The sequence below is a fragment of the Aurantibacter aestuarii genome (genome assembly GCF_003008425.1).
GTDB classification, from domain to species: Bacteria; Bacteroidota; Bacteroidia; order Flavobacteriales; family Flavobacteriaceae; genus Aurantibacter; species Aurantibacter aestuarii.
This window is the reverse complement of record NZ_PXOQ01000007.1, coordinates 946,415-971,870: the sequence shown is the minus strand read 5'-3', so window position 1 is coordinate 971,870 and position 25,456 is coordinate 946,415. Positions and strand designations below refer to the sequence as shown.

21 protein-coding genes and 1 tRNA gene are annotated in these 25,456 nt (G+C 31.2%); 9 read left to right on the top strand and 13 right to left on the bottom strand.

Annotation, left to right across the window (positions count from 1 at the left end; all coding sequences use genetic code 11):
* Positions 1-4: 4 nt before the first annotated feature.
* The gene (locus C7H52_RS05475) at positions 5-664 is read right to left on the bottom strand and encodes a CBS domain-containing protein (RefSeq protein ID WP_106462869.1); all 660 of its coding nucleotides are present in this window, start codon (positions 662-664) and stop codon (positions 5-7) included.
* A gap of 90 nt (positions 665-754) precedes the next feature.
* Between C7H52_RS05475 and C7H52_RS05470 the strand changes: the two genes are divergently transcribed.
* From C7H52_RS05470 to clpX, 6 genes are all read left to right on the top strand, one after another.
* Positions 755-1,483, top strand: a complete 729-nt coding sequence (locus C7H52_RS05470) for a pyridoxine 5'-phosphate synthase (RefSeq protein ID WP_106462868.1) — start codon at positions 755-757, stop codon at positions 1,481-1,483.
* A 138-nt stretch (positions 1,484-1,621) separates the two neighbouring features.
* Positions 1,622-2,389, top strand: a complete 768-nt coding sequence (locus tag C7H52_RS05465) for an alpha/beta fold hydrolase (protein WP_106462867.1) — start codon at positions 1,622-1,624, stop codon at positions 2,387-2,389.
* A gap of 15 nt (positions 2,390-2,404) precedes the next feature.
* Entirely contained in the window at positions 2,405-2,758 is a 354-nt protein-coding gene (locus C7H52_RS05460) for a phage holin family protein (RefSeq protein WP_106462866.1), read from the top strand.
* A gap of 84 nt (positions 2,759-2,842) precedes the next feature.
* A complete protein-coding gene (gene tig, locus C7H52_RS05455) occupies positions 2,843-4,171 on the top strand; it encodes a trigger factor (protein WP_106462865.1) in 1,329 nt (442 codons plus the stop codon).
* A 203-nt stretch (positions 4,172-4,374) separates the two neighbouring features.
* Positions 4,375-5,052, top strand: coding sequence for an ATP-dependent Clp endopeptidase proteolytic subunit ClpP (gene clpP, locus C7H52_RS05450; RefSeq protein ID WP_106462864.1), 678 nt, complete (start codon positions 4,375-4,377; stop codon positions 5,050-5,052).
* A gap of 71 nt (positions 5,053-5,123) precedes the next feature.
* Positions 5,124-6,356: an ATP-dependent Clp protease ATP-binding subunit ClpX gene (gene clpX / locus C7H52_RS05445; protein ID WP_106462863.1), complete on the top strand. Its 1,233-nt coding sequence runs from the start codon at positions 5,124-5,126 to the stop codon at positions 6,354-6,356.
* A 53-nt stretch (positions 6,357-6,409) separates the two neighbouring features.
* On the opposite strand, the gene C7H52_RS05440 is transcribed toward clpX, so the two are convergent.
* Positions 6,410-7,999: an OmpA family protein gene (locus tag C7H52_RS05440; RefSeq protein ID WP_106462862.1), complete on the bottom strand. Its 1,590-nt coding sequence runs from the start codon at positions 7,997-7,999 to the stop codon at positions 6,410-6,412.
* A gap of 215 nt (positions 8,000-8,214) precedes the next feature.
* A complete protein-coding gene (locus tag C7H52_RS05435) occupies positions 8,215-9,723 on the bottom strand; it encodes a GH3 auxin-responsive promoter family protein (RefSeq protein ID WP_106463083.1) in 1,509 nt (502 codons plus the stop codon).
* A 76-nt stretch (positions 9,724-9,799) separates the two neighbouring features.
* Here C7H52_RS05435 and C7H52_RS05430 point away from each other — a divergent pair, with 76 nt between their 5' ends.
* Complete coding sequence (locus C7H52_RS05430; RefSeq protein WP_106463084.1) at positions 9,800-10,594, top strand: DUF2797 domain-containing protein; 795 nt, start codon at positions 9,800-9,802, stop codon at positions 10,592-10,594.
* A 56-nt stretch (positions 10,595-10,650) separates the two neighbouring features.
* Here the strand turns inward: C7H52_RS05430 and rpsU are convergent, their stop codons facing one another.
* From rpsU to C7H52_RS05415, 3 genes are all read right to left on the bottom strand, one after another.
* Entirely contained in the window at positions 10,651-10,845 is a 195-nt protein-coding gene (gene rpsU, locus C7H52_RS05425) for a 30S ribosomal protein S21 (protein WP_106462861.1), read from the bottom strand.
* Positions 10,846-10,969: 124 nt separating this feature from the next.
* Positions 10,970-13,666, bottom strand: a complete 2,697-nt coding sequence (locus C7H52_RS05420; RefSeq protein ID WP_106462860.1) for an AsmA family protein — start codon at positions 13,664-13,666, stop codon at positions 10,970-10,972.
* A 77-nt stretch (positions 13,667-13,743) separates the two neighbouring features.
* Positions 13,744-14,448, bottom strand: a complete 705-nt coding sequence (locus C7H52_RS05415) for a queuosine precursor transporter (RefSeq protein ID WP_106462859.1) — start codon at positions 14,446-14,448, stop codon at positions 13,744-13,746.
* Between the two features lie 70 nt (positions 14,449-14,518).
* Here C7H52_RS05415 and folK point away from each other — a divergent pair, with 70 nt between their 5' ends.
* Positions 14,519-15,655 (top strand): 2-amino-4-hydroxy-6-hydroxymethyldihydropteridine diphosphokinase, encoded by a 1,137-nt coding sequence (gene folK / locus C7H52_RS05410; protein WP_106462858.1) that lies wholly within the window; start codon positions 14,519-14,521, stop codon positions 15,653-15,655.
* A gap of 32 nt (positions 15,656-15,687) precedes the next feature.
* On the opposite strand, the gene C7H52_RS05405 is transcribed toward folK, so the two are convergent.
* The 7 genes from C7H52_RS05405 to C7H52_RS05375 form a co-directional block, all read right to left on the bottom strand.
* The gene (locus tag C7H52_RS05405; RefSeq protein WP_106462857.1) at positions 15,688-17,229 is read right to left on the bottom strand and encodes a tail fiber domain-containing protein; all 1,542 of its coding nucleotides are present in this window, start codon (positions 17,227-17,229) and stop codon (positions 15,688-15,690) included.
* A gap of 168 nt (positions 17,230-17,397) precedes the next feature.
* On the bottom strand, positions 17,398-19,521 hold the full coding sequence (locus C7H52_RS05400) for a peptidylprolyl isomerase (protein ID WP_106462856.1): 2,124 nt from the start codon (positions 19,519-19,521) through the stop codon (positions 17,398-17,400).
* A 191-nt stretch (positions 19,522-19,712) separates the two neighbouring features.
* Positions 19,713-20,999 carry a hemolysin family protein gene (locus C7H52_RS05395; protein ID WP_106462855.1) on the bottom strand — a complete coding sequence of 429 codons (1,287 nt, stop codon included), beginning with the start codon at positions 20,997-20,999 and terminating at the stop codon, positions 19,713-19,715.
* 227 nt (positions 21,000-21,226) lie between these two features.
* Positions 21,227-21,781 (bottom strand): LPS export ABC transporter periplasmic protein LptC, encoded by a 555-nt coding sequence (lptC, locus tag C7H52_RS05390; protein WP_106462854.1) that lies wholly within the window; start codon positions 21,779-21,781, stop codon positions 21,227-21,229.
* Between the two features lie 6 nt (positions 21,782-21,787).
* A complete protein-coding gene (locus tag C7H52_RS05385; RefSeq protein WP_106462853.1) occupies positions 21,788-23,140 on the bottom strand; it encodes a tetratricopeptide repeat protein in 1,353 nt (450 codons plus the stop codon).
* Between the two features lie 20 nt (positions 23,141-23,160).
* Positions 23,161-24,465 (bottom strand): hypothetical protein, encoded by a 1,305-nt coding sequence (locus C7H52_RS05380; RefSeq protein WP_106462852.1) that lies wholly within the window; start codon positions 24,463-24,465, stop codon positions 23,161-23,163.
* Positions 24,465-25,190, bottom strand: a complete 726-nt coding sequence (locus C7H52_RS05375; RefSeq protein ID WP_106462851.1) for a type III pantothenate kinase — start codon at positions 25,188-25,190, stop codon at positions 24,465-24,467. Before C7H52_RS05375 ends, C7H52_RS05380 begins: the two co-directional genes overlap by 1 nt.
* 99 nt (positions 25,191-25,289) lie before the next feature.
* Between C7H52_RS05375 and C7H52_RS05370 the strand changes: the two genes are divergently transcribed.
* Positions 25,290-25,362 (top strand) — tRNA-Phe (locus C7H52_RS05370).
* Positions 25,363-25,456: the final 94 nt, after the last annotated feature.

Genomic DNA, 25,456 nt, shown 5'->3' with positions numbered 1-25,456 from the left:
AAAATTATATACTTAGATACTTATTAAGGTAATCCGAGCGATCTTTCAAACTTTCCAAATACACATCATCCTCTATTTCAGAAATAATATTATAACTATATCTTCTAAAACTCTGTATCACATCATTTAAACTGGCATTACCTATTTTTAAAGTAATTTGCGCTAAATCATTTTCAATTTTAGACACAAATGCTCCAAGCATCTTACCGTTATTTGTTTCTACAACTTGAGCAATTTCGCTCATGGAAAAATCCTGCAATCCTTTTTCAACAATTAAAATACCACCAGGTTCTGCAAAAAATGGCGTTTCATTAAATAGGCTAATAATATCATTTAACTCATAATAACCTAAATACTCATTCTGATCTCCCAGAACAGGCATGATATTGGTGTTATTTTGAGCAAAAACTTCTAGTACATTTAACCAAGTAGCCTGAGGTCTTACAAAGAAACCTTCTGTAGCGTAAGAACACTCTTTTAAGACTTTATCGCTTTCAAAACAATAAGCATCATTTTCAGACACACAACCTAAATATATCCCATCTTCATTTTGAATGGGAATATGAGAATAGGTCAACTGATTAAACAAGAGTTGTAAATCACTTATTTTATCGGTAACCAATAAAGGTTTCACATCGTTTATGATATAATTAGATAAGGGCATAGTATCGTTTATATTTACTGCAAATTAATCAATTTTTAACTCAATAAAGTTCTTACACTTTGTATTTTTGCTTTATTTAACACAAAAACCATGACAAAATTAAGCGTAAACATAAATAAAATAGCCACTTTAAGAAATTCCCGCGGTGGAGACACTCCTAACGTGGTTCAATTTGGAAAAGATGTACAGCGTTTTGGAGCTGAAGGTGTCACCATTCACCCCAGACCAGATGAAAGACATATAACCTACAAGGATGCTTACGACTTAAAACCAATAGTCTATACGGAATATAATATTGAAGGAAATCCTATTAAAAAGTTTACCGATATGGTTTTAGAGTTAAAACCAACACAGGTTACTTTAGTGCCAGATGCTATTGATGCTATTACGAGTAATGCGGGATGGGACACGATTAAGCATAAAGATTTTTTAGTTGAAATGATTGCCGAGTTTAAGCGAAACGACATTCGTACTTCCATTTTTGTAGACCCAGATTTAAAACAAATTGAAGGAGCCAAAGCAACAGGAACAGACCGTATAGAATTGTATACCGAAGCATTTGCTCACCAATACAGTTTAGGAAATAAAGCAGGAATTAAACCTTACACAGCATGTGCCGAATTGGCAAACCAACTAGGTTTAGGTGTAAATGCGGGTCACGATTTAAGCTTAGACAATATTAAGTTTTTTGCCGAAAATATTCCTGGTTTGTTAGAAGTCTCTATTGGACATGCTTTAATTGCCGAAAGTTTGTATTTAGGAATTGAAAACGTCATTAATATGTATAAGGGAAAGTTAGCAGTAGGCAGTAGGCAGTAGGCAGTAGGCAGTAGGCAGTAGGCAGTAGGCAGTAGGCAAAATTAAAAAATCGTTATCTACACCTCTGCTTTTTATTACCAAAGATTAATAAACGTTTTACTAAATAAACTTTTAAACTCACAAACCAAAAAGCTCAATATGCAATTACACTCCAATATTATAGGCTCTGGAAAACCATTTATTATACTTCACGGATTTTTAGGTACTGGCGATAACTGGAAAACTCTAGGCAAACAGTTTGCCGAACAGAATTTAGAAGTGCATTTAGTAGACCAAAGAAATCATGGCCGAAGTCCGCATAGCGATTATTTTAATTATTACGTATTAGCAGAAGATTTAAAAACTTATTGCACAGAACATAATCTGGAAGATATTATACTTTTAGGACATTCTATGGGAGGCAAAACAGCCATGTTATTTGCTTCACTTTACTCAGAATTGGTATCAAAATTAATAATTGCAGACATATCACCTCGTTTTTACCCAATCCATCACGATAGTATTTTAAAAGGGCTAAGTGCATTAGATTTCGATAAATTAGAGTCGCGTGGCGATGCAGACGACGCTTTATCCAATTATGTTCCAGATGCCGGCACACGCATGTTTTTATTAAAAAATCTTTATTGGGTAAAAAAAGGAACTTTAGGCTTACGGATGAATTTGGAAGCATTAACAGAAAATGTCTCGGAAGTTGGAGAAGCATTACCTATACATGCCCAATTTAATAAAGACACGCTTTTTTTAAGAGGCGATAAAAGTGAATATATTCCAAGCTCAGACGAAACACTTATTAAAACCCATTTTCCAGAAGCACATATAAACACTGTTTCTAACGCAGGACACTGGTTGCACGCCGAGAATCCTCAGGAATTTTATAACTACACTATGGATTTTATTAATTCATAATTAAAAACAAACATCATGAATATCATACTTAAACTTTTAATAAATACAATAGCCGTTATACTATTAGCTTATCTCCTACCTGGAGTAACTTTAGGCGGTAATACCATAGTTTCTGCATTAATTGTAGCCATAGTTTTAGCCCTTTTAAATTTATTTGTAAGACCCATTTTAATTATTTTCACCTTACCAATTACTATATTTACTTTAGGCTTATTCCTGTTAATTATAAACGCATTAATTATTATGCTGGCAGACTATTTAATAGATGGTTTTGCCGTAAGCAGCATCTGGATTGCATTACTTTTTAGCATCCTTCTTTCTGTTTTGCAATCTATACTTCATTCCATATTTAAAGAACCAAAAAACTAAGCTGAAATTCAACCACTTAAAAACTTTGGAAACGTGTAAAAAATGAGTATTTTTGCACTCCAATTTTTATATCATTTTTACATAATGAAAATAACAAGAGAAAATATTGATGCATTAAATGCAGTCGTTAAAGTAGATATCGCTAAAGAAGATTATAGCGCTAAAGTAGAAAAAATACTTACAGATTACCGTAAAACAGCTAACATCCCTGGTTTTAGAAAAGGTCATGTCCCAATGGGAATGGTAAAAAAACAATATGGTAAAGCAGTTTTAGCGGAAGAAGTAAACAAACTTTTACAAGAAAACTTAAACAAATATTTATCTGAAGAAAAATTAGATATCTTAGGTAATCCTTTACCAAAAGTAAAAGATATTGAATGGGAAGATGACGATTATTCTTTTGAGTTTGAATTAGGTTTATCTCCAGAATTTGATGTGGACTTAAATGCTAAAAAAGCCATTACACGTTACAATATTGTAGCAGACGATAAAATGATTGATGAGCAAGTAGAACGTATCCAAAAACAATACGGAAAACTTATTTCTCAAAATGAAGTTGAAAAAGATTCTGAAATAACAGGAACTTTTACAAATGAAGCGGAAGGAATTGAAAATAAATTCACTTTTACTTTAGAGCAAATTAAAGGTAAAACCAACGAGAAAAAATTTATTGGCGCTATAGCTGGAGACCAATTAAATTTAAAAACTAAAGGACTTTTTAATGACGAGCATGAATTACAGAATGCTTTAAAAGTAGAGCATGATAAAGTTCACGGTTTAGATATTGAAGTTAATTTTGAAATTAATGAAATTAACAAACGTGAAGCAGCAGAGCTTGATCAAGAATTATTCGATAAGTTATTTGGGAAAGATGTAGTTAAGTCTGTAACTGAATTAAAATCTAAAATTAAAGAAGACGCTGAAAAACAGTTTGTACAACAAGCTGATCAAAAGTTTTTAAATGATGTAACAGAACATTTAGTTGAAAACACAAAATTTGACTTACCAAGCGAATTTTTAACTAAGTGGATGCAAACTGCAGGCGAAAAGCAATTAACCTTAGAAGAAGCTAAAGAAGAATACGAAAAATCTGAAAAGAGCTTACGTTACCAGTTAATTGAAGGAAAATTAATGAAAGACAACGATTTAAAAGTTGACTTTGAAGACGTTAAAGCTTCTGCAAAGGATATGATTAGAATGCAGATGGCACAATTTGGTCAAATGAATCCTTCAGATAAAGAATTAGATGATATCGCTGCGCGTGTGCTGTCTAACCAAGATGAAGTTCGTAAAATTTCTGAGCAGGTTGTAAGTAAAAAATTACTAGATCTTTATAAAGAAAAAGCAAACACGAAAACTAAAGAATTAAGCTACGAAGATTTTGTAACCGAAGTTTACGGTAAGCAAAAATAATTAGAGCTATTCAACTTAAAACGGCATAATCGTTTTAAACAAATAATTATTATCTTTAGACCTTGAATTTACTTTAATTCAAGGTCTATTTTTTTAGCGTTAAAATCATTACAAAAATTTCATAAAACGCTTTCAGAATAATAACTTTAAACTTCTGGTGTAACTACTAGAAATGATAACAAATAACAACGTAAAATTATACTATGGATTTCGGAAAAGAATTTGAAAAATTTGCAATAAAGGATCAAGGGATCAACAGTAACTACTACAACAAAATTATTAGTAGTATGTACCCTACTAATCTTACCCCAAATATTATTGAAGAGCGCCAAATGAATGTGCTTGCAATGGACGTATTCTCTCGTTTAATGATGGATCGTATCATCTTTTTAGGAACAGGAATTAACGACCAAGTTGCTAATATTATCCAGGCTCAATTATTATTTTTAGAAAGCGCAGATGCTTCTAAAGACATACAAATCTACATTAATTCTCCAGGAGGAAGTGTTTATGCTGGTTTAGGAATTTATGACACCATGCAATTTATTAAACCAGATGTAGCAACTATTTGTACAGGTATGGCTGCCTCTATGGGCGCGGTATTATTATGTGCTGGTGCTCCAGGAAAACGTAGCGGATTAACACATTCTCGTGTTATGATACACCAACCATTAGGTGGCGCACAAGGTCAGGCAAGTGATATTGAAATTACTGCTCGTGAGATTCTTATCTTAAAAGAAGAGCTTTACAACATTATTAGTAAACACTCTGGTCAATCTTACGACAAAGTGTATCAGGATTCCGATCGTGATTACTGGATGAAAGCCGATAAAGCAAAAGAATACGGTATGATTGACGAAATTTTAGCTCGTAACTCATAAAACTTATTAAATTTTTAGGCTGAAAACAATGTGTTTATCACATAGTTTTCAGTCTATAACATGAAATTATAATGGCAAAAGAAGAATTAGAATGTTCATTTTGTGGTCGTAAAAAACCAGAAACCAATTTGTTAATTGCAGGATTTGACGCACATATTTGCGACAGATGTATCGAACAAGCCCATGGTATTGTTTTAGAAGAATCTAAACAAGACGACAAAAGCGAACTTTCGGCAGAATTAATGCTGAAGAAGCCACAAAAAATTAAAGAATTTTTGGATCAATATATTATTGGTCAAGAATTTACCAAAAAAGTGATGTCGGTTGCGGTTTATAACCACTATAAACGACTATTACAACCTGTAAGTGATGACGATATAGAAATCCAGAAGTCTAACATTATAATGGTTGGACAAACAGGAACAGGTAAGACTTTAATTGCTAAAACTATAGCAAAAATGCTTAACGTTCCTTTAGCTATTGTAGATGCTACTGTTTTAACAGAAGCAGGATATGTAGGTGAAGATGTGGAAAGTATTTTAACCCGATTACTACAAGCAGCAGATTATGATCTATCTAAAGCTGAGAAAGGGATTGTTTTTATAGATGAAATTGATAAAATTGCTCGTAAAAGTGATAATCCATCTATTACCAGAGACGTTTCTGGTGAAGGTGTGCAACAAGGACTTTTAAAGCTATTAGAAGGTACTGTAGTTAATGTTCCACCAAAAGGTGGAAGAAAGCATCCAGACCAAAAATTTATTGAGGTGAATACCGAAAATATTTTATTTATTGCTGGTGGTGCTTTTGACGGTATAGAAAGAGTTATTTCTAAACGTTTAAATATGCAAGCGGTTGGCTATGCTGCTTCTATAAGTGAAGACAACTTAGACCAAACCAATTTATTACAATACATTACGCCTAAAGACTTAAAGGATTTCGGTTTAATTCCAGAAATAATTGGTCGTTTACCAGTATTATCTCATATGAATCCGTTAGATACTAAAACCCTACGTGCGATATTAACAGAGCCTAAAAATGCCATAATTAAACAGTATAAAAAGCTGTTTGATATGGATGAAATTAGTTTAGATATTACAGAAGATGCTTTAGAATATATTGTAGAAAAAGCAGTCGAGTACAAATTAGGTGCTAGAGGTCTGCGCTCATTATGCGAAGAAATCTTAACCGATGCAATGTTTGAGTTACCAGGAAGCGAAACCAAAGAAATAACTATAGACAAAGAATATGCTGAAGAAAAACTAAGTAAACTTACGCTTAAAAAACTTAAAGCAGTTTCTTAAAAAGATTATATTAAAAAATATAAAAGGCACTTCATTTTGAAGTGCCTTTTGTTTTAATCAATAATTATAAATTCTATCCTCCTATTTTTAGCATTTTCTTCATCGGTACATTCTCCTTTACAATTTATTAGAGGACTGGAGGCTCCATAACCTTTACTTTGTATTCGAGAAGCCTCAATTCCTTTATCCAAAAGATATTTTTTAGCAGAAGCTGCTCTTTGTTCTGATAGTTTCAGATTATAAGAATCCGGTCCATTTTGATCTGTATGAGCGTTTAATTTTATACTCATTTCAGGATGCTTTATCAAAAACACGTAGACTTTATCTAGTGTAACTTTAGATTCTTCTTTAAGAACAAACCTATCAAATTCAAACAAAATATTTTCAACCTGAATTATTTCTTTGTCTTCTAACTTAATAATTTCTGCTTCAGTAGACTCCATGAGTATATTTTTCATATAAGTCCTATTATCGCCTTTATTAGAAACAAATTTAAATAAAGAGGGCTCAAACCCTTTTTTTTCAACCTCAATTGCATATTTCTCAAAAGGCATTACACTAAAAATATAAGTACCTTCTTTGTCACTTTTTACGGTTTCAATAATTGCGTTATCAAAATCTTTTAAAATAATTGTGGCATTTGGAAGTGCTACTAAAGACTTTTTATCTAGAATTTTTCCTTCAATTTTTTGTACAACAAGATCTAACTCAAATTTATAAATATCAAATCCTCCTTTACCATAAGATTTATTTGAAGATATGTAACCTTTAGTATTTGAGGCGAAATACATAGCAATTTCATCATACTTTGTATTAATACTTGATCCTAAATTTACGGGCATGGAATAATTTTGATTACCAATTTTGGAACGGAACATATCAAAACCACCTAAATTTTGATGCCCTTTAGATGCAAAATACAAATAAGATCCATCTTTAGAAAAACTAGGAAACTTATCATCCACTGTTGTATTTATCTCTGCTCCTAAGTTAACAGGAACATCTAATTGTCCGTTTTCTAAAACGCTAACACGGTATATATCAAAACCCCCAAATCCTCCGTCTACGTTTGATGTAAAATAAAGTGTCTTGCCATCTGGTGACATTGTTGGGTTTTCGATTGAACAATTTTTAAACCCTAAATCCACCTTCTTTATATTTTCCCAAACACCATTAGATTCTGGCTTTAAATCTGCTTTATATAGTTCATAAATCATCGGATTTTTTTTAGAACTTCGTGTAAAAAACATAGTATTTTCATTAGTCGAAAAGGTTCCTGTATCTTCATGATCCAATGAATTTATAAAGTGAGAAAATAAAAGCGGCAAGCTTAAATTACCTTTTTTATCATAATCAAAACAAAATAAATTTTTATCCGATTCTCCTGTTTCATTATTTGTTTTATCTAAACCACCAATTTTTCTAGACGTGACCACAATAAACTTATTCATAAAAAACCCTGAACCATATTCAAAAAACTTCGTATTGATTCCTGAATCTAAAACGTCAAACCTAAAACCATTGTCATCTAAAGAAGTGGTTTTAGAATACTCTTCATATAAATTATCATCTAATAAATTTGAACTTTGCGGAAAAACATTTAATCCAACAATTAAAACTAAGATATTAACGAGATTTTTCATACTAAGCGATTTAATGAATTAAAAAATAATTCATATAAAGCTAGAGCAAGAAGTTATATCTCAGTAATTTTTATTGAAAAAATTTATATTTAATAGTTGAATTACAAAATAAATCGTTTAATACACTTTATTGAATTGAAATATAATAAGCAAATCTATAAATAATTGAATTTCAACACTTTAAACTCGCAAGGTGAATGTTGATTTTTATAAATCTATAATTTCAATAATGATTCTACATAATCTCGAGAATTAGATAATCTTGGCACTTTGTGTTGACCACCAAGCTTACCTTCTTTTTTTAACCAATCGTAAAACAAGCCTGAGCGCGCAATGTGTATGGTTGGTTGGTTTAAGGTCATATTATTAAAGCGCTTGGCTTCATAATCGGAATTAAGCGATTGAAGTGCTTTGTCAAACAGTCTATTAAACTCATTAATATCCTGAGGTGGTGTTTTAAATTCTATAAGCCACTCATGAGCACCTTTTTCTTTACCTTTCATAAAAACTGGAGCTGCAGTATAATCTATAATTTCAGTTTGCGTTTGTTTGCATACTATTTTTAATGCTTCTTCAGCATTTTCTATTATAAGCTCTTCTCCAAATACATTAATATGATGTTTGGTACGACCAGACACTTTTATACGGTAAGGCGATAGGGATACAAAACGAATCGTATCTCCTATTTTATAACGCCATAAACCAGCATTAGTGGTAATAATAACGGCATAATTCTTATTTAATTCAACTTCCGAAAGCGGTATAACCTTTTCTTTAGGTGTGCCATAATGATCCATTGGTATAAACTCATAGAAAATACCATAATCTAACATCAACAGTAAATCTCCAGAGAAATTTTGATCTTGAATGGCAAAAAACCCTTCAGAAGCATTATAAATTTCGTAAAACTTAAAATCTTTTTTAGGCAAAATTGCTCTGTATTGCTCTATATAAGGGTTAAAGCTAACACCTCCATGAAAGTACACTTCTAATTGTGGCCAAATGTCTAATAAGCTTTCTTTTCCTGTTTTTTCCAAAACACTATTTAGTAAAACCAACATCCAAGAAGGCACTCCTGCCAAACTTGTTACATTTTCTTGGATGGTTTCTGCTACAATAGCATCCATTTTGGTTTCCCAATCGCTCATTAAGGACACTCTACTACTTGGCGTACTACTAAACTCTGCCCAAAAAGGCATATTATCTATAAGTATTGCACTTAAGTCTCCAAATGCTGTACCGTTTTCTCTATATAATTCTTTACTACCACCTAGACGTAAACTCTTTCCAGTAAATAATTGGGATTCTGGATTGTTATTTAAATACATGCAAAGCAAATCTTTACTTGCTGCATAATGGCAGTCCTCTAAAGCATCTAGACTAACTGGTATAAATTTGCTCTTAGCATTTGTAGTTCCACTAGACTTTGCAAACCACTTTATAGGTTTTGGCCAAAATATATTAGACTCTCCTAACCGAGAACGTTCTATATTGGGTTCTATTTCTTCATAAGACGAAATAGGAACGCGATTGGCAAATTCCCTGTATGATTTAATGCTGTTAAAATCGTATGACTTTCCAATTTCAGTGTCTTTAGCAGTTTCTAGCAAATCAAATAATAACTCCTGCTGTACTTCATTTGGGTATTTTAAAAACAATTCAATTTGATGAAAGCGCTTTTTTAAAAACCACGAAGCAATTGAATTGACTAAAGGAATTGGCATTTTTGTTTTATCTTTAAAGTTTAAAAATAAGCTAATAATTTGTATAGAGGAAACACTATTCACAAAAAATATTAAAATGACATTTGAAGGCGTATTAACTAAAATGACTACCGAATTTACTTCTCCTGTAAATTATTACTTAATTTTTAATGACAATTTTATCCATATGAATCAACTTTTGGATAAAACTATACGTTTTTCATTTGTAAAATATGAATGTTTAAACTGCCATTTGGATAAGCCTATTTTTAGACAAGGGTTTTGTAAGAGTTGTTTTTTTGATATCCCGCAAGCAGCAGACTGGATAATGAAACCAGAACTTAGTAAAGCACACTTAGACGAAGAAGAGCGCGATTTAGACTATGAAAAACGCGTCCAGCTACAACCGCATATCGTTTATCTGGCCAATTCTAGTAATGTTAAGGTTGGTGTAACCCGAAAAACTCAAGTACCAACACGATGGATAGACCAAGGAGCTCATGAGGCTTTAGAAATTTTAGAAGCTCCAAACAGATACCTTGCTGGGATTACTGAAGTGGCGTTAAAAGATTTTGTAGCCGATAAAACCAATTGGCGTACAATGCTTAAAAATGATATTAAGGATGAAGATTTGTGTGTTTGGAGAGAAAAATTAATCCCTGCCATTCCAGAAGAAGCTAGAGACTATATTATTACCAATAAGAAAGAAACTGAAATACAGTTTCCTGTACTTCATTATCCAAAAAAACCTAAATCTCTTAATTTTGGAAAAACACAACACTATGAAGGGGTTCTTAAAGGTATAAAAGGACAATATTTAATTTTTGAAGACGATACCGTTTGTAACATAAGAAGCAATGAGGGCTATGTCATACAATTAACCATAAACTAAAAAACCACGCTAATAAATTAACGTGGTGTTTATATAGTATTGGGGCAAAAAAGTTATTAAACGTTTTCTGCGTCTCTTAATCTTTGGATATAAGAAGCTTTCTGTACTTGCGCTCTGTTTAAAACAGAAGGCTTAGTAAAGTATTGTTTGCTACGTAACGTTTGCATAACTTTTACGTTTCTGTGCTTACGCTTGTAACGTTTTAAAGCTCTCTCGATGTTTTCTCCTTCTTTGATTTCGATTCTTAACATTATAGTAATTTAAATGTGTTTGTAACTTATTGAATTACAACAAGCAAAACGACTTGTTATAATGGTCTGCAAATGTAATACAATTATAATTAATTTTTAAAACTTTTAGTAAAAAAAATAAGCATTAGTTTAAGGTATCTTTTGCCTTCTTCTTTTTACCAAAAATACTTAATACATCTTTAACTGTATTACTGGTAGATTTAGTACTATCTTTAGGCGTAGAGTTTCCACCATTAAGAACATTACTAAAGACATCTTTAATAGCGCCACCTGTAGAGGTCTTTGTAGAATCTTTTGTAGCTCCATTTCCTCCTGAAGTATTCGACAATAAATCCTTAATTTTATCTTTTCCTTTTCCTATTAATTTTTGCTTTTCAATTTCTATTAACTGTGCTGTTAAGTTCTTAACTCCGCTGGTTAGATCTGTATTAACTGTTGGACTTGTTAAATTACCAGAAATATTAGCCGTTACAGGAATTGTTAAGTTATTAACCTCGTTATCGTTTATCCTACCTATCAGTCGGTTAATATCACTACCTAAATATTTTGCAGGCACTTGCAACACAGCCTCATAATTTAACTGGTTTTGTAAATTATGAGTACCACCAATTTCAACTGTAATATCATTATAATTTACGGTAAATGGTGCTACAGCAATAGTACCATCATTAAAAGCAATATTAGTTTTTAAATTGTTTAAGTTTAATTTACTAAAATCTAAAAAGCTTAATTTATTTTCTAATGCCGCCAAAACTTTCTCATTTTTAGGCTTGAACTCCGTAGAAATTAATTCTGCTAAGGCATTTCCTGTTAATGTTGCCAAGTTTGGTGTAAAATCGTTGTTTAAACTTCCAGACAAACTAATATCACTTGTTAATTTGCCTTCTATAAGTTTTGCTAACGGCGCCAGAGCTTGTAATAGCTCTAAGTTATTAAATGATTCTGCTATATTAAATTGATTAGCATTTAAATTCATACTAAAAGTTGGCACATCATTTTTTGTATTTACCAAACCATTAAAACTTAAATTACCACCAAATAAATTAGAAGTTAGATTGGTAACTTTAGCCTCTTGATCTTTAATGACCAACTGTCCTTTAACTTCTTTTAATAAAATATTATCGTAATAAACCGTATTTGCTTTTGCATTTACAGTAGCATCAAGAAAAGCTGGAATTTTAATTGAGGCTTGATTTGATCCTGCTTTTTTATTCATGTCAGTTTTCAAATCTGTTTCAGAATTTACCGTACTTTCTTTACTCATAAAATCATTTAAAGAAAATACATTAGAGTTTAAATTGAAATTACCTTGTAAATTTTTATCACTTAAAATAAAACCTAACAAATTATTTAATGTTCCTGTAGCTTGAATATCCGACTTTCCAGTTTTAGCAGTAAACTGCTCTAAATTAACCACAGTTGGTGTAAAAGCTATTTTAGCCATAGAAATCTGTACTGGGTTTAATAATTCTTCAGATTTAAAATTAAATCCTTCTAAACTTAAATTACCATTATTTTTGATGCGTTGATAAGCGTTTTTCTCTATTGCATCCATATCAAAACTGGTATTTAGTCGCGCTCTTAAAATACCTGTTAATTCGTTTTCTAAATCTATTGGATAAGCTTTGGTTAAATTTGCTAGATTTAAAACACCATCAATATTTGCATTTACTGCAATATTTGAAGTTAAATTTTTAATTAAAGCTGAAGATTTAAATTGATCTTGATCTATTTTAAAATTTAGAGTTTTTAAGTCAACGTACGTATCTTCAGGGTTTCCTGTTGTATTTTTTATAGTTGCATTAATAACAATGTCTTTTACACCTTTTGGTAAGGTGTTATATTTAAAAGACGCATTATTAGACATAATATTAATATCTAAATTAGGAATAGTTGTTTCGCTTAATTCACCTTTAATTTCACCAGTAACATCAAAATTACCTGTGGTATTTACTTGGTTTAAGTCTTTAGAATATGCTGCTGGTAAAACCGCTAAAAAATCTTTAAATGTCGCTCCTTTGTTTTTAAAAGAGATATCCATTTGTTGACTGTTCTCTAACTGTTGAAAATACCCTGAAAAAGTTACTGGCAATTGGTTAATAATAGCTTCGTTCTCTTTAAATGTATACTTGTTATTTTCTAAATCTAGACCAATAACAGCTTCTAAATCCAAAGTGTTTTGGGTTAAATATTCTGTGCCACCTACCTTCAAACTTAATTTAGCTTTAGAAGTTGTTGTCAAGTCGGACAATTTTTCTGAGAAAGTACCACTTCCCGAATGATTTAAGTCTGTCACATAAAAGCTAACATCACCTGCTTCATCTAAATAGGTTAATGCACTATTATTAATGGCGTATTTGTCTAATTGGAAAATAAAATTTTGATCGGAATTTTCTTCATTAATTGTAGTAGCTTTTTCCTTAGCAATATCCCAATTAACTTGTCCGTTTTTATTTGTTTTAAGGGTAATTAAAGCTTCATTAATATATATTTCTTTAACCTGAATAGGATCTTCTTCCGCCTTTTTAAACAGCTCTTTTATATCAAAATCAAACGAGATACTCTTTATATCTGCTAATTTTTCATTTTCAAAGGGCGCAAAATTAGTAATAGTTAATTCATCTATAGTCACATTTGCCTTAGGAAAACTACTTAAGAAACTTAAACTAGCGTCTTTAAAGTCCACCTTAGCATTTAAATTTTCATTTATAAACTCTTTAACTAGTCCTTTAATTTTATTTTGAAAAATAAAAGGACTTGCTAATAAAAACACTACAATTACAAGAACTGTAACACCTATTATCTTTAATGCTTTTTTCATTATTAATTTGAATTAGATTACAAATTAATTAAAATGTTTCGACACCTGTAACTATTTAATATAAGTTTAATAGTTATTTAATCTAAGCTAAGCTCCTCATACTTTTTTAATTTAAATCTCTTCTTAAACAAATAGACACCTAAATATAAGAAAGGCGTGTCTAAAAGAGCAATAAGCAGCTTAAATATAAAACCACTTAATAGCAATCCATAAAATTTTGACCATGAAATTTCACCAAAAGAGCATAACAAAATTAATACGCAACTTGTGTCTATAAACTGAGAAAAAAAGGTGGAAAAATTATTTCTTAACCACAAATACTTCCCATGCGTTAACTTTTTCCAGAAATGATAGATTTGAATATCTACAAATTGCGCAAACAAATAAGCCATCATACTTGCAAAAACTGCTAAAATAGTATTACCAAAAACCTTGTCAAACAAGGCATCGTTTACAGGACTCCAACTAGTGGCACTTACGTTATTAGCAGTATAAACAATAAGCAATGAAAAAAATGAAGCAAAAACACCCACAAAAACTACTTGATTGGCTTTTTTCTTACCGTAAATTTCACTGATGAGATCTGTTATTAAAAATGTTATTGGGTAAGGTAATATCCCGACAGATATTTCAAAAAGTTTTGAATCAAACAATTCAATATCGAATGGATACCAGTAAAAAAACTTTTGAAAAATTAAATTTGAAACTACTAACGAAGTGATAAACAGCGAAGCAAGAATTAAATATAGTTTTTGAGCAAGTAAACGGTCTTTTAAGGTCACAAATAAGTTATTAACAGAAAGCTTAAATATACTAATTACTTAAATTGTTTTACTTATTTTGCTTAAAATTATGAGAGAACAACAATTGGTATACATCGCTCTTGGAAGCAATAAAGGAGATAAATTTAAACATTTACAAGAAGCCATTTATGCCATTTATGAAAAAGCAGGGACGGTTTTACAAATTTCTAAAATTTACAGAACCAAAGCCTATGGATTTGACGGAGACGATTTTTTAAACTGCTGTATCTCGCTTCAAACTGTGTTATCTGCTCAAGAATTACTTATTGTTTTACAAGAGATTGAAACCAAATTAGGTCGTAAAAAAATTGATCCTAACGTTTATGAAGCTCGAGAAATAGATTTAGATATTATTTTTTATGCAAAAGATATTGTTTCTCATTCTCTTCTTACTGTGCCTCATAAAGAACTCCATAAACGCTTATTTGTATTAGTACCGCTAAATGATATTGCTGCAAAGACAAATCACCCAAAACTGAATAAAACAGTAACAGAATTAATAGCCCTTTGTGAAGATAAAGAGCAACCAGAGCCACAAAATATTTGGTTAAAAAACCCAAAACAACAGTTTAACACCTCTAAACACAATTACATTGCTATTGAAGGTAATATTGGAGCTGGAAAAACCAGTTTAGCCAGTTTAATCTCTGAAGAATTTAATGCAAAACTAATTTTAGAACGTTTTGCCGACAATCCTTTTTTACCAAAATTTTATGAAGATGCAGCACGTTTTGCATTTACCCTAGAAATGTCTTTTTTAGCAGATCGCTATCAACAAATTACTGATGATTTAGCACAGCTAGATTTATTTAGTGACTTTATGATTAGTGATTATGACATTTTCAAGTCATTAATTTTTTCTAAAATTACTTTACCTGAAGATGAGTTTAACTTATACAAAAAACTCTTTTATTTAATGTATAAAGACATCCCGAAGCCCGATTTGTATGTTTACTTATACCAAAATACAGAACGTTTACAGGAAAACATTAAAAAACGTGGTAGAGATTATGAACAGAACATAGACCCAGAATATCTGGATAAAATTAATATTGGTTATTTGGAGTTTTTAAAAACACAACAGAATTTTAATGTAAAAATCATAGATATTTCAAACCGAGATTTTATAGAAAACCGTAGCGATTATCTTTGGCTCTTAAATGAAATATTTGAGGTACAAGAATAAAAAACCAAAACACTGATTTTTCTTAAATCCATTTAATTTTTATTAATAAGCTTCTTAACTAATTGTTTCAACTCATCAATTTCTTTTTGTTGAGCATCTAATTGTTTTTGCTGTTCTTGAACTGAATTTATAAGAGCATAGGTAAACTTACTAGAATCTACTTGCAAAAATTGACCACCATTAGATTTTGCAGATCCACCATCGGCATCATTACTATTATCGACATCGGTATTCACAGTTGTAACCATATCTGGTGCTATTTTTTGTAAATCTTGTGCTATTACACCTTGAAAAACTTTTGTTGTAGCATTTCCATTGCCTTCACCAAATAGCTCTGTAAATTTACTATTGTAAGTGTAGTTTACAGGCTTAACTTTTAATATTAAGTCTAAACCTTCGCTATAACTACTAATATCTTTTTTTAAACGCTTATCTGAAAACACTGCCCAAGCACCACCACCTGTTTTATTAGCTGTTCCGTTAACCGACAGGTTTGCAGTAGGATTATCTGTTGCTATTCCAATATTTCCAGTTCTTTCAAAAGTCATTCTATTTACTCTACCTGTACAACCTGAGGTTATAAAAAATTTGTCTTGAGCACCGTCGTAATATAGTTGAAAACCACAATAAGTATCCCCAGCGTTTGTGAAATTAGGTACGTTTTCATCGAAAGTTAAACGTCCAGATTCTACATTGTTAAATGCGGTGTTTCCAATTACAACAGAAGGGATTGTTGCATCTACTATGGATAATTTGTAAGTGCCAAATGTTGTGTTACCAATACTTAAACCTGTAGTAATTCTAGCCCCTCCTTGTACTTGAATTGTTTCTTGAGGATTATTTGTTCCTACACCAACTCGATTATTTGTAGCATTTACAAATAACATATTAGCATTGCCAGAAGATTCTACTCTAAAGTTTCTATTTAAGCCCTGCTCGTTAAATACCGATTGTGTATTTGCATCTAAATCTATACTTACTCCACCATTTTCATAAATTCTAAATCGACCATCATTTCCATCATTTATCAATGTAGCTAAAATTATACCATTAGTATCATTATCTCTCCACTCTACATCTCCACCAAAACGGGTACTACCATTGTCTAAAACTTGAAACTTACCCACTCCATTATCTTGAACAGAAAAATCTCCTGTACCATTTAAATTATAAGTTAATCCATATATTCCTTGGCCAATGGTCGTGTTTTCTATTAAGTTACCTCCTAAATGAACATCTCCAGAACCCGCAATATTTAACCCGTTATTTACAGAGCCAAAACCACCAGCTAAAGCTACCCAAGTAGTTGTGGTATTATTCCAATAATAAAACCCTTTTGCAATACTTCCTAGTCCTGAAGCATAAACTAATAACCCATCTTGAAGTAATGTTGGAGCAGTAGTCGGAAATTCGTTAATTTTTGGAATTAAAACCCCATCTGTGTTCTCTGGCAAAGCCTGGTTTGAAGATAATATTTCTAATTTGGCATTTGGATTAGTAGTTCCAATTCCAACTTGCGCATAAAAATTTAAAGATGTAAAACACAAGCATAAGGTGTATATAATGTTTTTCATGGTACTGAAAATAAAAAAAAAAACAAATAATTATCAAATAGTTAGAAAATTTTCAATTATAAATTCGCTTAAGTGCTTTTATAAATGGATAAAGTACAACTCGAAAATATTGAATACAAAAAAAGGGCTAACAAATTGCCAGCCCTTTTATAAAATTAAATATTTAATTTACTGAACTGTAGTCGCTCTGTAATCTTCAATTTCTGCAGCATCTTTTAAAGCTGCATATAATTTACTTTGTACTGTACTAAGTTTTTGAGCTCCAACCTGGTTTGCAAACGCTTGATAATTGTCTAATTTAACAGCAGGTGTAAAGTTATTACGTTTAACCATAAACACTCCAGATTCACCTTGAATTAATTTAGATGTTCCTCCATTTTTTAAACCAAACGCATAGCCCACAACTAATGGCTCACGACCAGCTCCAGCTATTGTTGGATTTTTCATATTAATCTCTGTAGCTGTTTTAACTTGTTGTCCTTTAGCCGATGCAAAAGCTTCTAATGTTGTTGCATTAACGCCATCCATTATCATTTTAGCTTTCTTCTCTTTCATTAATTTAGGAGCAACAGTTGGTCTTGCGTTTTCAACAGACATTAAACCTTCTTTATTTTTTTGAGTTAATTGTACAACTGCATATCCTCCATTTATAGCAAAACGCTTATAATCTCCTACTTTTGTGTCTTCATTATGAGTCCAACGCACAATTTCTCTTTGGCTTCCTATACCTGCTATGTTATCATCTAAGACTTTTAAAGACTTTACAGGTCTTAATTCATATTTAGAAGCTTCTGCTGCTTCGTTAAAAGATTTGTTTTCTAAACTTACCTCAAAGCTTGAAGCGTCTCTAAATACTTTATCTACAGTTGCATCAGAAGGCTCGATTTTACGAGCAATAGTTGCAACTTTATAAAGTGTAGACTCTCCTTTTTGACCTTCAACTTCAATAATATGGTAACCATAAGCTGTTTTAACAGCATCAATATCTCCTACGTTTTTCTCAAAAGTAAAATCTCTAAATTCTGGAACCATTTGGTTATATGGGTACCAGTCATAACGTCCTTCTTTTTCAACACTACCTTGATCTGAAGAATAATCTTTTACAAATTGTGGGAATTTTGATTTGTCTGCTTTTAAAACCGTTACTAAGCTATCTGCAAAAGATTTTGCTTGAGCTTCTGTTCTTGTAACTTCTGGTTGCGCTGATTGAGCACCTACAAATGGGATTAAAATGTGTCTTGCTTTTACAGAATCTGGTAATTTAGTTGTAGCAACCAATTTAGATAGTTTAAAATACTCACCATCTAAATAAGGCCCATAAATATCACCAACGTTTAATTTAGTTAAAGTATCTGCTGCAACCTGTGGCAATTGTGCTTTAGTCTGAAATCCATCAACATATTTAAAATCGTCTGAGTTAGCATTAACAAACTCTTTAATGTTCTCTGTATTTCTTAAACCTTTTTTGTAAACTGCCTTATTATTTTCAAAAACTTCTTTATCATCTATTAAATCGGTTAATTTAGATTTAATTTCAGTTTTGTCTTCTTCTGAAGCAACTTCCTCAAACATTACATATTGAATATCTGTTGAAGCTTTTACCTTAAATTGCTTTTCATTTTTAGAAATATAAGACTTAATTTCTTCATCTGTAACTTTAACTTTATCATCTGGAATAGATGAATAAGGTACAGACACATAACTAATATCTACTTTATCATTTTCTAACTTATGCTCTAATTCGCCTTCTAATAACGTAGCAGTAGTTGCTGCTTTAACCATTCCAAAATAGTTGTTTTGTAAACCAGAACTAGCTACACTTTGCTCGTAAGCTATCCACTGTGCATATTGTTCTTTAGAAGTTTCTTTAATATTAGCAATATATTCTGTTAGCTTAGCATTGTCAAATAATCCAGCTTCATTTTGAAACTCTGGACTGCTACCTAAATTTGTTTTTAATAATTCACGCATCTGATCTGACTCTACAGACAAACCTAATTTTTCAAATTGCGTGTTCATTACAGCTTCTCTTACAAAAGCTTCAAAAACACTATTCATAACCTGGCTTGAAGAAGCCTGTGGTCCCATACGTCTTTGTTGCTGTTCTACTTGAGCCATAAACTGCTCACGCGTTACGTCTTCACCATTTATAGTAGCGACAACATTTTGAGATTTTCCAAGTAATAAATCTCCATTACTAAATAATCCAGAAAGGATAAATGCAAATAATGCTAATGCGATTACTAAAATTAAAACTACTGTTTTTTCTCTAATTTTATTTAAAATTGCCATTTTATAGAATATATTTTATTGTAATATAGTGGGCGAAAATACCATTTAAAAAGGAATAATAAAAATACTTTTTTAATTAAAAAGATAGGATTATTTAAAAAAATAGAGACAGGCTTACCTCTTAAATTGAAAAAAAGCCAAACACACCTGTTTATAGGAAACTGTAGGCAGTGAACATGCAAAGTTACGGTCTAATCTTCTTCTAAAATTTTCAAATCGACTAAATCAATTTTTGTGTTTGAGGCTTCTAAAATGGTAAATCTAAAATTATCTATTGTAATTACTTCATCCTTTTTAGGAATCTCTTCATTATAAGAGACAATTAATCCCCCTAAAGTTTCATAATTTTCGCCTATTGGCAAGTCTAACTTATAAGCCTCATTGATATAATCAACCTCAAGTCTAGCCGATAACAGAAACTGTGTATCACTTATTTGAGTTTCCTGCAAATCGTCACTATCATGCTCATCTTCTATTTCTCCAAACAATTCTTCAATAATATCTTCTATAGTTATAATTCCGGATGTGCCACCATATTCATCTACCACAACCGCAATGCTTTTTCGCTTTTTAGTAAGTAGCTCCAAAACATCTTTTACAAACATCGTTTCTGGGATAAGCTCTACAGGCATTAAAATAGACCCAATGTTTTTCGGTTTTTTAAACAGCTCAAACAAATGAATATAACCAAGAATGTCATCTATATTTTCCTTATATACTAGAATTTTTGAATAACCTGTATCTATAAATAACTGTTTTACATGTTCTATATCATCATTCAAATCTACAGCTGTAAGCTCTGTTCTTGGCACCATTACCTCGCGCGCCTTGACATCTGAAAACTCTAGTGCATTTTGGAAAATTTGTATTTCGCTATCTACCTCATCGTGTTCTTCAACACTTTCCATTTGTTCACTAATGTAATTTCCAAGCTCTACTTTTGTGAATGCTAATTGAATTTGATCTCCTTCCGTTTTAAAAAACTTTTTAAGTACGAAATTTGAAATCCATAATACCGTCTCTGAAATCCATGAGAAAGCCACATAAAAAATATAGGCAGGAAACGCTAAAATTTTTAATAAAGAATTCGCATAAATTTGAAAGAATACTTTTGGCAAGAACTCTGCCGTAAAAAGAATGACCAAAGTTGATATTATGGTTTGACTTAGCAAACTTAAGTCATTAAAAAAGTAATTTATAACAATATTTTCTGTAGGCAACATACTTTGAAACCAAAGCATCAGTTCATCACCCATAAAAAAACCATATATTACTAAAGCAATATTGTTTCCAATAAGCATTGTTGCAATAAACTTAGATGGTTTTGCAGTAATTTTAGATAAAATTTTAGCTAAAAACCCATCTTGCTTTTTTTCAATTTCTATATGAATTTTATTTGAAGATACATAGGCTATCTCCATGCCCGAAAAAAAGGCTGATAATAGTAATGAAACAACAATGATTAGTATGGACGACATCGTTATTATTTATCGAACTTTTTGTTGAATTTTCTTCGGAAGAAAAACATAAACAGAGCTGTTAAGCCTAATAAGATTGAAGCATATGCTCTAGTTTCTCCCCATGATGCAAATGCATCATATAAAAACAAAATAGCAAAAACTAAGTATGCGTAATGGAAATATTTAAAAAATGTCATTTGTATTAATTTACAATGGTAAAGATACGTAATTTAATAAATCAAATTTTATTCGGTTACTGCAAATTGGCCTGTAACCTCCAAAATTTGTGCATTTGTAAAATCGTCGTTAGAATCGAAACCAACACCATTGGTAACATAATCTTTAGATTTTAAAGTCGCTTTTATATTATTAAACAACCACTTATTTTCTTTATTGTAGTACAACTGCTCTGTAAACAAAGTGTCTTTAGTAGACATTGCAATAATAACATTACCTCTAAGATCTATAATATCGGTATCGTTATAGACAATCCCATAGTCTGCAAATACCGTGTTTTTCTCATTACCTTCATAAATATGAAGAATAACACCTTCTCTAAATTCGGTAAACGGGAAATTCCGGTTACTATAATCATGCATTTTAGGACTAAGCAAGTTAGCTTTTAAAAACGTAGAGTCTGTATATTTTAAATTCAGACTATCTGCAATACCGGCTGGCTCGTTAGCCAAAACATCTATATTATTTACCGTGTTATAATCGTTATTACACGAAAAAAACAAAGTCATAGCAAGAGCTATGACTAGGTTTAATTGTATATATTTAAAGCTTTTGGCTTTCATTAACTTTTAAAGTTTAGGAACAGTAACGCTTCTTCCTATCCAACAACCAATTTTAATGGTTTGTCCCGAATTTCCTTCAGAGAAAATCATAGATCTTGTTGGAGCTTTTGCATTATAGCTTTCTACATAACTAGATCCTTTCGATCCTGCTTTTGCTGCTTCTTTAGCTGCTAACCAGAATACTGCAAGTTTATTGAAACGGCTATCTCCACAATCGTTAGCACTACTTGCATACATAGATGCAATAAGCAAGTGAGGGTTTTTATCCGAAGGATTTAAAGCTAATGCATTTTCGAAATATTGTCTTGCTTCTCCAAAACGTCCTTTTTTCTTCAAGTTTGCTCCAATTTTGTAAGCTAGTTTTGCCTTCTTAACTTTATCTTCTTGTAAGTCGTAAGACTGCTTATAATAAGTCATCGCTTCTGAAATCTTACCATTATTGAAAAGGAAACTTGCTAAGAAATATTTAGTATCTGCTGAAGACTCTGCAGCATCATAAGCTTTTAAAAGCTTTTCGTATAAAGCATCATCAGTACATTCTTTATTGTACATTCTGCTTACTGCTCTTTTTAACCAAACAGCATCATTTTTATTTACTTCAAAATCTTTAGCATATAGTGGGATTAAGTTTTCACAATTTGCTCGTCCACCTAATTCACTATCTACACTTGCAGAAATTTTCTCAAAAGCAGCTATAGTTTGCTCATAAAAACGCTTATAACTTGCTTCTTTAGAGCTTAAGGTTTGTCCAGCTTCTTCTTTAGCAACATAGCCATTTAACTTTTCAGACGCTTTTTCAAGTTCTACATCAATCTTCTCAACAACATCATCATACTTGTTAAATAATTCTGCAGCTGGCTTCTTTCCTTCATCATATAAATCCACCATTAACTTAAAGTAAACGTATAAGCTTTGAGGATTATCAAAAGAAACTGAGTCTGCTTTGTATGCAGTATCAAAACACTCATATAATACGTCTCCTGTTAAACCTAACAGCTCTCTGTTATCGTATTTTAACTGACATGCTTTACCCATAAACTCTCCTTTAGGCGATTTACTAGCAAAGTGCATCATACTTTCATCATACAATTTTACTAAATCGTTTATAAAAGCTTTTTTCTCTTCACCTTCTGCACCATCTATTTTAGAGTTTAAGATTCTTTCCCCATAAACATATGTCGCTCTATTAAAAGTTGGGCAATCTTTTCTTAATTCCATCAAATATGGATAAGCTGTATCATAAGATTTAGCTTTTGCAGCCTCAACCATTAAAGATAATTTAGTCGCACAATCGGTTTGTGAGAAACCGAAGTTAAATCCAAATATTAAAACAAGTAGTAATGTTGCTTTAGTTTTCATAATTCTATTTTTAAATGTAATTAGTTATATCTTTTTTTCTGGAACCATCTGTCGTTTAACGATAAACTTAACTGAACTTTAAAGAAGTTTTCTTTAATAAGATTACTATCTGTAGTTCCTCTGTTACCTAATTCAAAACCTAAATTAGCATTAGAGAATGTGTTTCCAACTGGTAAACCTAATCCAAAAGATATGCCAAACTCTTTAATGGGCTCATTATTTATTTTTAATCCAGTATTCTCAAAACGCATTCCGGCACGGTAAACCATTCGTTTAAAGTAACTTGAGAATGAATTATATTTAGGAATATAAAATCCTCCAATTGCTATAGTATTTGAATTTTCAAATGTCGTATTCTCATAATTGTATAAAGGATTTGAGAACTCACTCGTGTTTTGAGTTTTAAAATCTACACCTGCAAACCATTTTCTTGGCTCTCCAATACCTGCACCAATGGTGAAGTTTGAAGGTAATGTAAGATTGGTCTCATTTAAACCTTTAGTATCTAAATCGACATCAACTGTATTTACCTCAACCTCATTACCCGCATTATCAAAAATAATAGCATTAAAAGACCTTGTGTTTATTGACTTCAAATTCGCTTCTGGCGCAAAAGTTAATGAAGTTTGAATTTCTAATTTATCGGAAACCATCTTTTTATAATGTGCTCCAAAATTAAAACTCAAACCACTTAAATCGGACCTATTATCTTCTCTTGTCTGATAAGACAGAGACGTACCATCACTATTATAAGGAAATACAATAGTATTATTTTTAATATTACCAAAATTATAATCTGTAGTAACCCCAAAGCTTAAACCGTTTTCAAATTGATATCCTGCAGAAAAATAAGTTTTATTAACTCCTCCCGAACCTCTGTAACGATGGGTTATTTGACCAAATGAATTAAAATTATCCAATTTATAACCTACAGAAGTATATGGTAGTAACCCAAATCCTATTCCTAGTTTTCCTAAAGGAAAAGCGACCGCAAGATAGTCAAAGGTTTGAGTAGATGTTTCTGCACTAGAGCTATTTGAATCTAAACAAGTTTTATTAGAACTTCCTCCAACTGTAAATATTACAGGTCGAGATTCATTGTTATATATAGGCAGGTTCTGTCCTCCATAAGTTGCAGGATTTTGTAAATTCATATGAATACTATCATTGTAGACACCCATACTACCCATACTATTATTTTCAACAGTACCTTTAAATTTTAAACTTCCAATACCATAGTATGAGTAAGGTGAAGCAACACCATCTTGTGCGTAGGTTTGTAAGCAAAAAACACATACAAAAACTATTAGCAGTTTTTTAATCATTATTTTAAATTAAAATTTAATAAATAATTCAAACCCTCTAGTAAGAAATTTGAATTGGCAAATATGCTACTTTTTAATTGTTTAGACAAAAAATTAGTATCTCCACCTGTTAAAATAACTGTTAAATCTTTATATATATTGTTATAATGAGCTATGACTCCATCAATTTCAAACACTAAACCGTTTACCACTCCTGAATGTATACAAGTTTGAGTTGTATTCCCTAAAACCGCATTTGGTTTTTGAACTTTTAATAATGGTAAGCCACTAGTATAATAATTTAAGGATTTGTACCGCATTAAAAGCCCGGGAGAAATAGCTCCTCCCAAATAATTATTTTCATGATCTAAGTAATCGTAAGTAATACATGTACCAGCGTCTATGACTAAAACATTACCGGATTTTTTAAACTGTTGAGCAGCTGATGCTAAAACCAATCGATCTATCCCGATTGAAGTTGGAGTAAGATATTTATTATTAAATGGAAATTTACTTTGGTGATCTAGAAACAATGTAGACCTAAAATCTTCAAGAGTTTTTTTCTGTGATATAGAGATTGATGCAACTGATGATACTATTATAAAATCAATATTATATAGATGTAAAATATTCTTAACCGACTTTTCTAAAAAATCTAATTCAAAAGTAAAGACTTTTAACAGTTTACTATCCTGAAAAACAGCAGCTTTAACAAATGTGTTACCAATATCAATACATAAATTCATGGTCTTATATTTATACTTGCAAATTTAGTAAATCAAAAATTATAAAATTTCTTTTGTAGATATTAAAAATGCGTTTATATTTGCACACGCATTTGCACTGGTGCCTTAGCTCAGTTGGTAGAGCAAAGGACTGAAAATCCTTGTGTCCCTGGTTCGATTCCTGGAGGCACCACTAATAAAAATGTAAAAACCCTAAAGCTAGCTTTAGGGTTTTTTAGTTTTATAATTAAAATAAGAAGGCTCTTCAAATGAAGAGCCTTCTTATT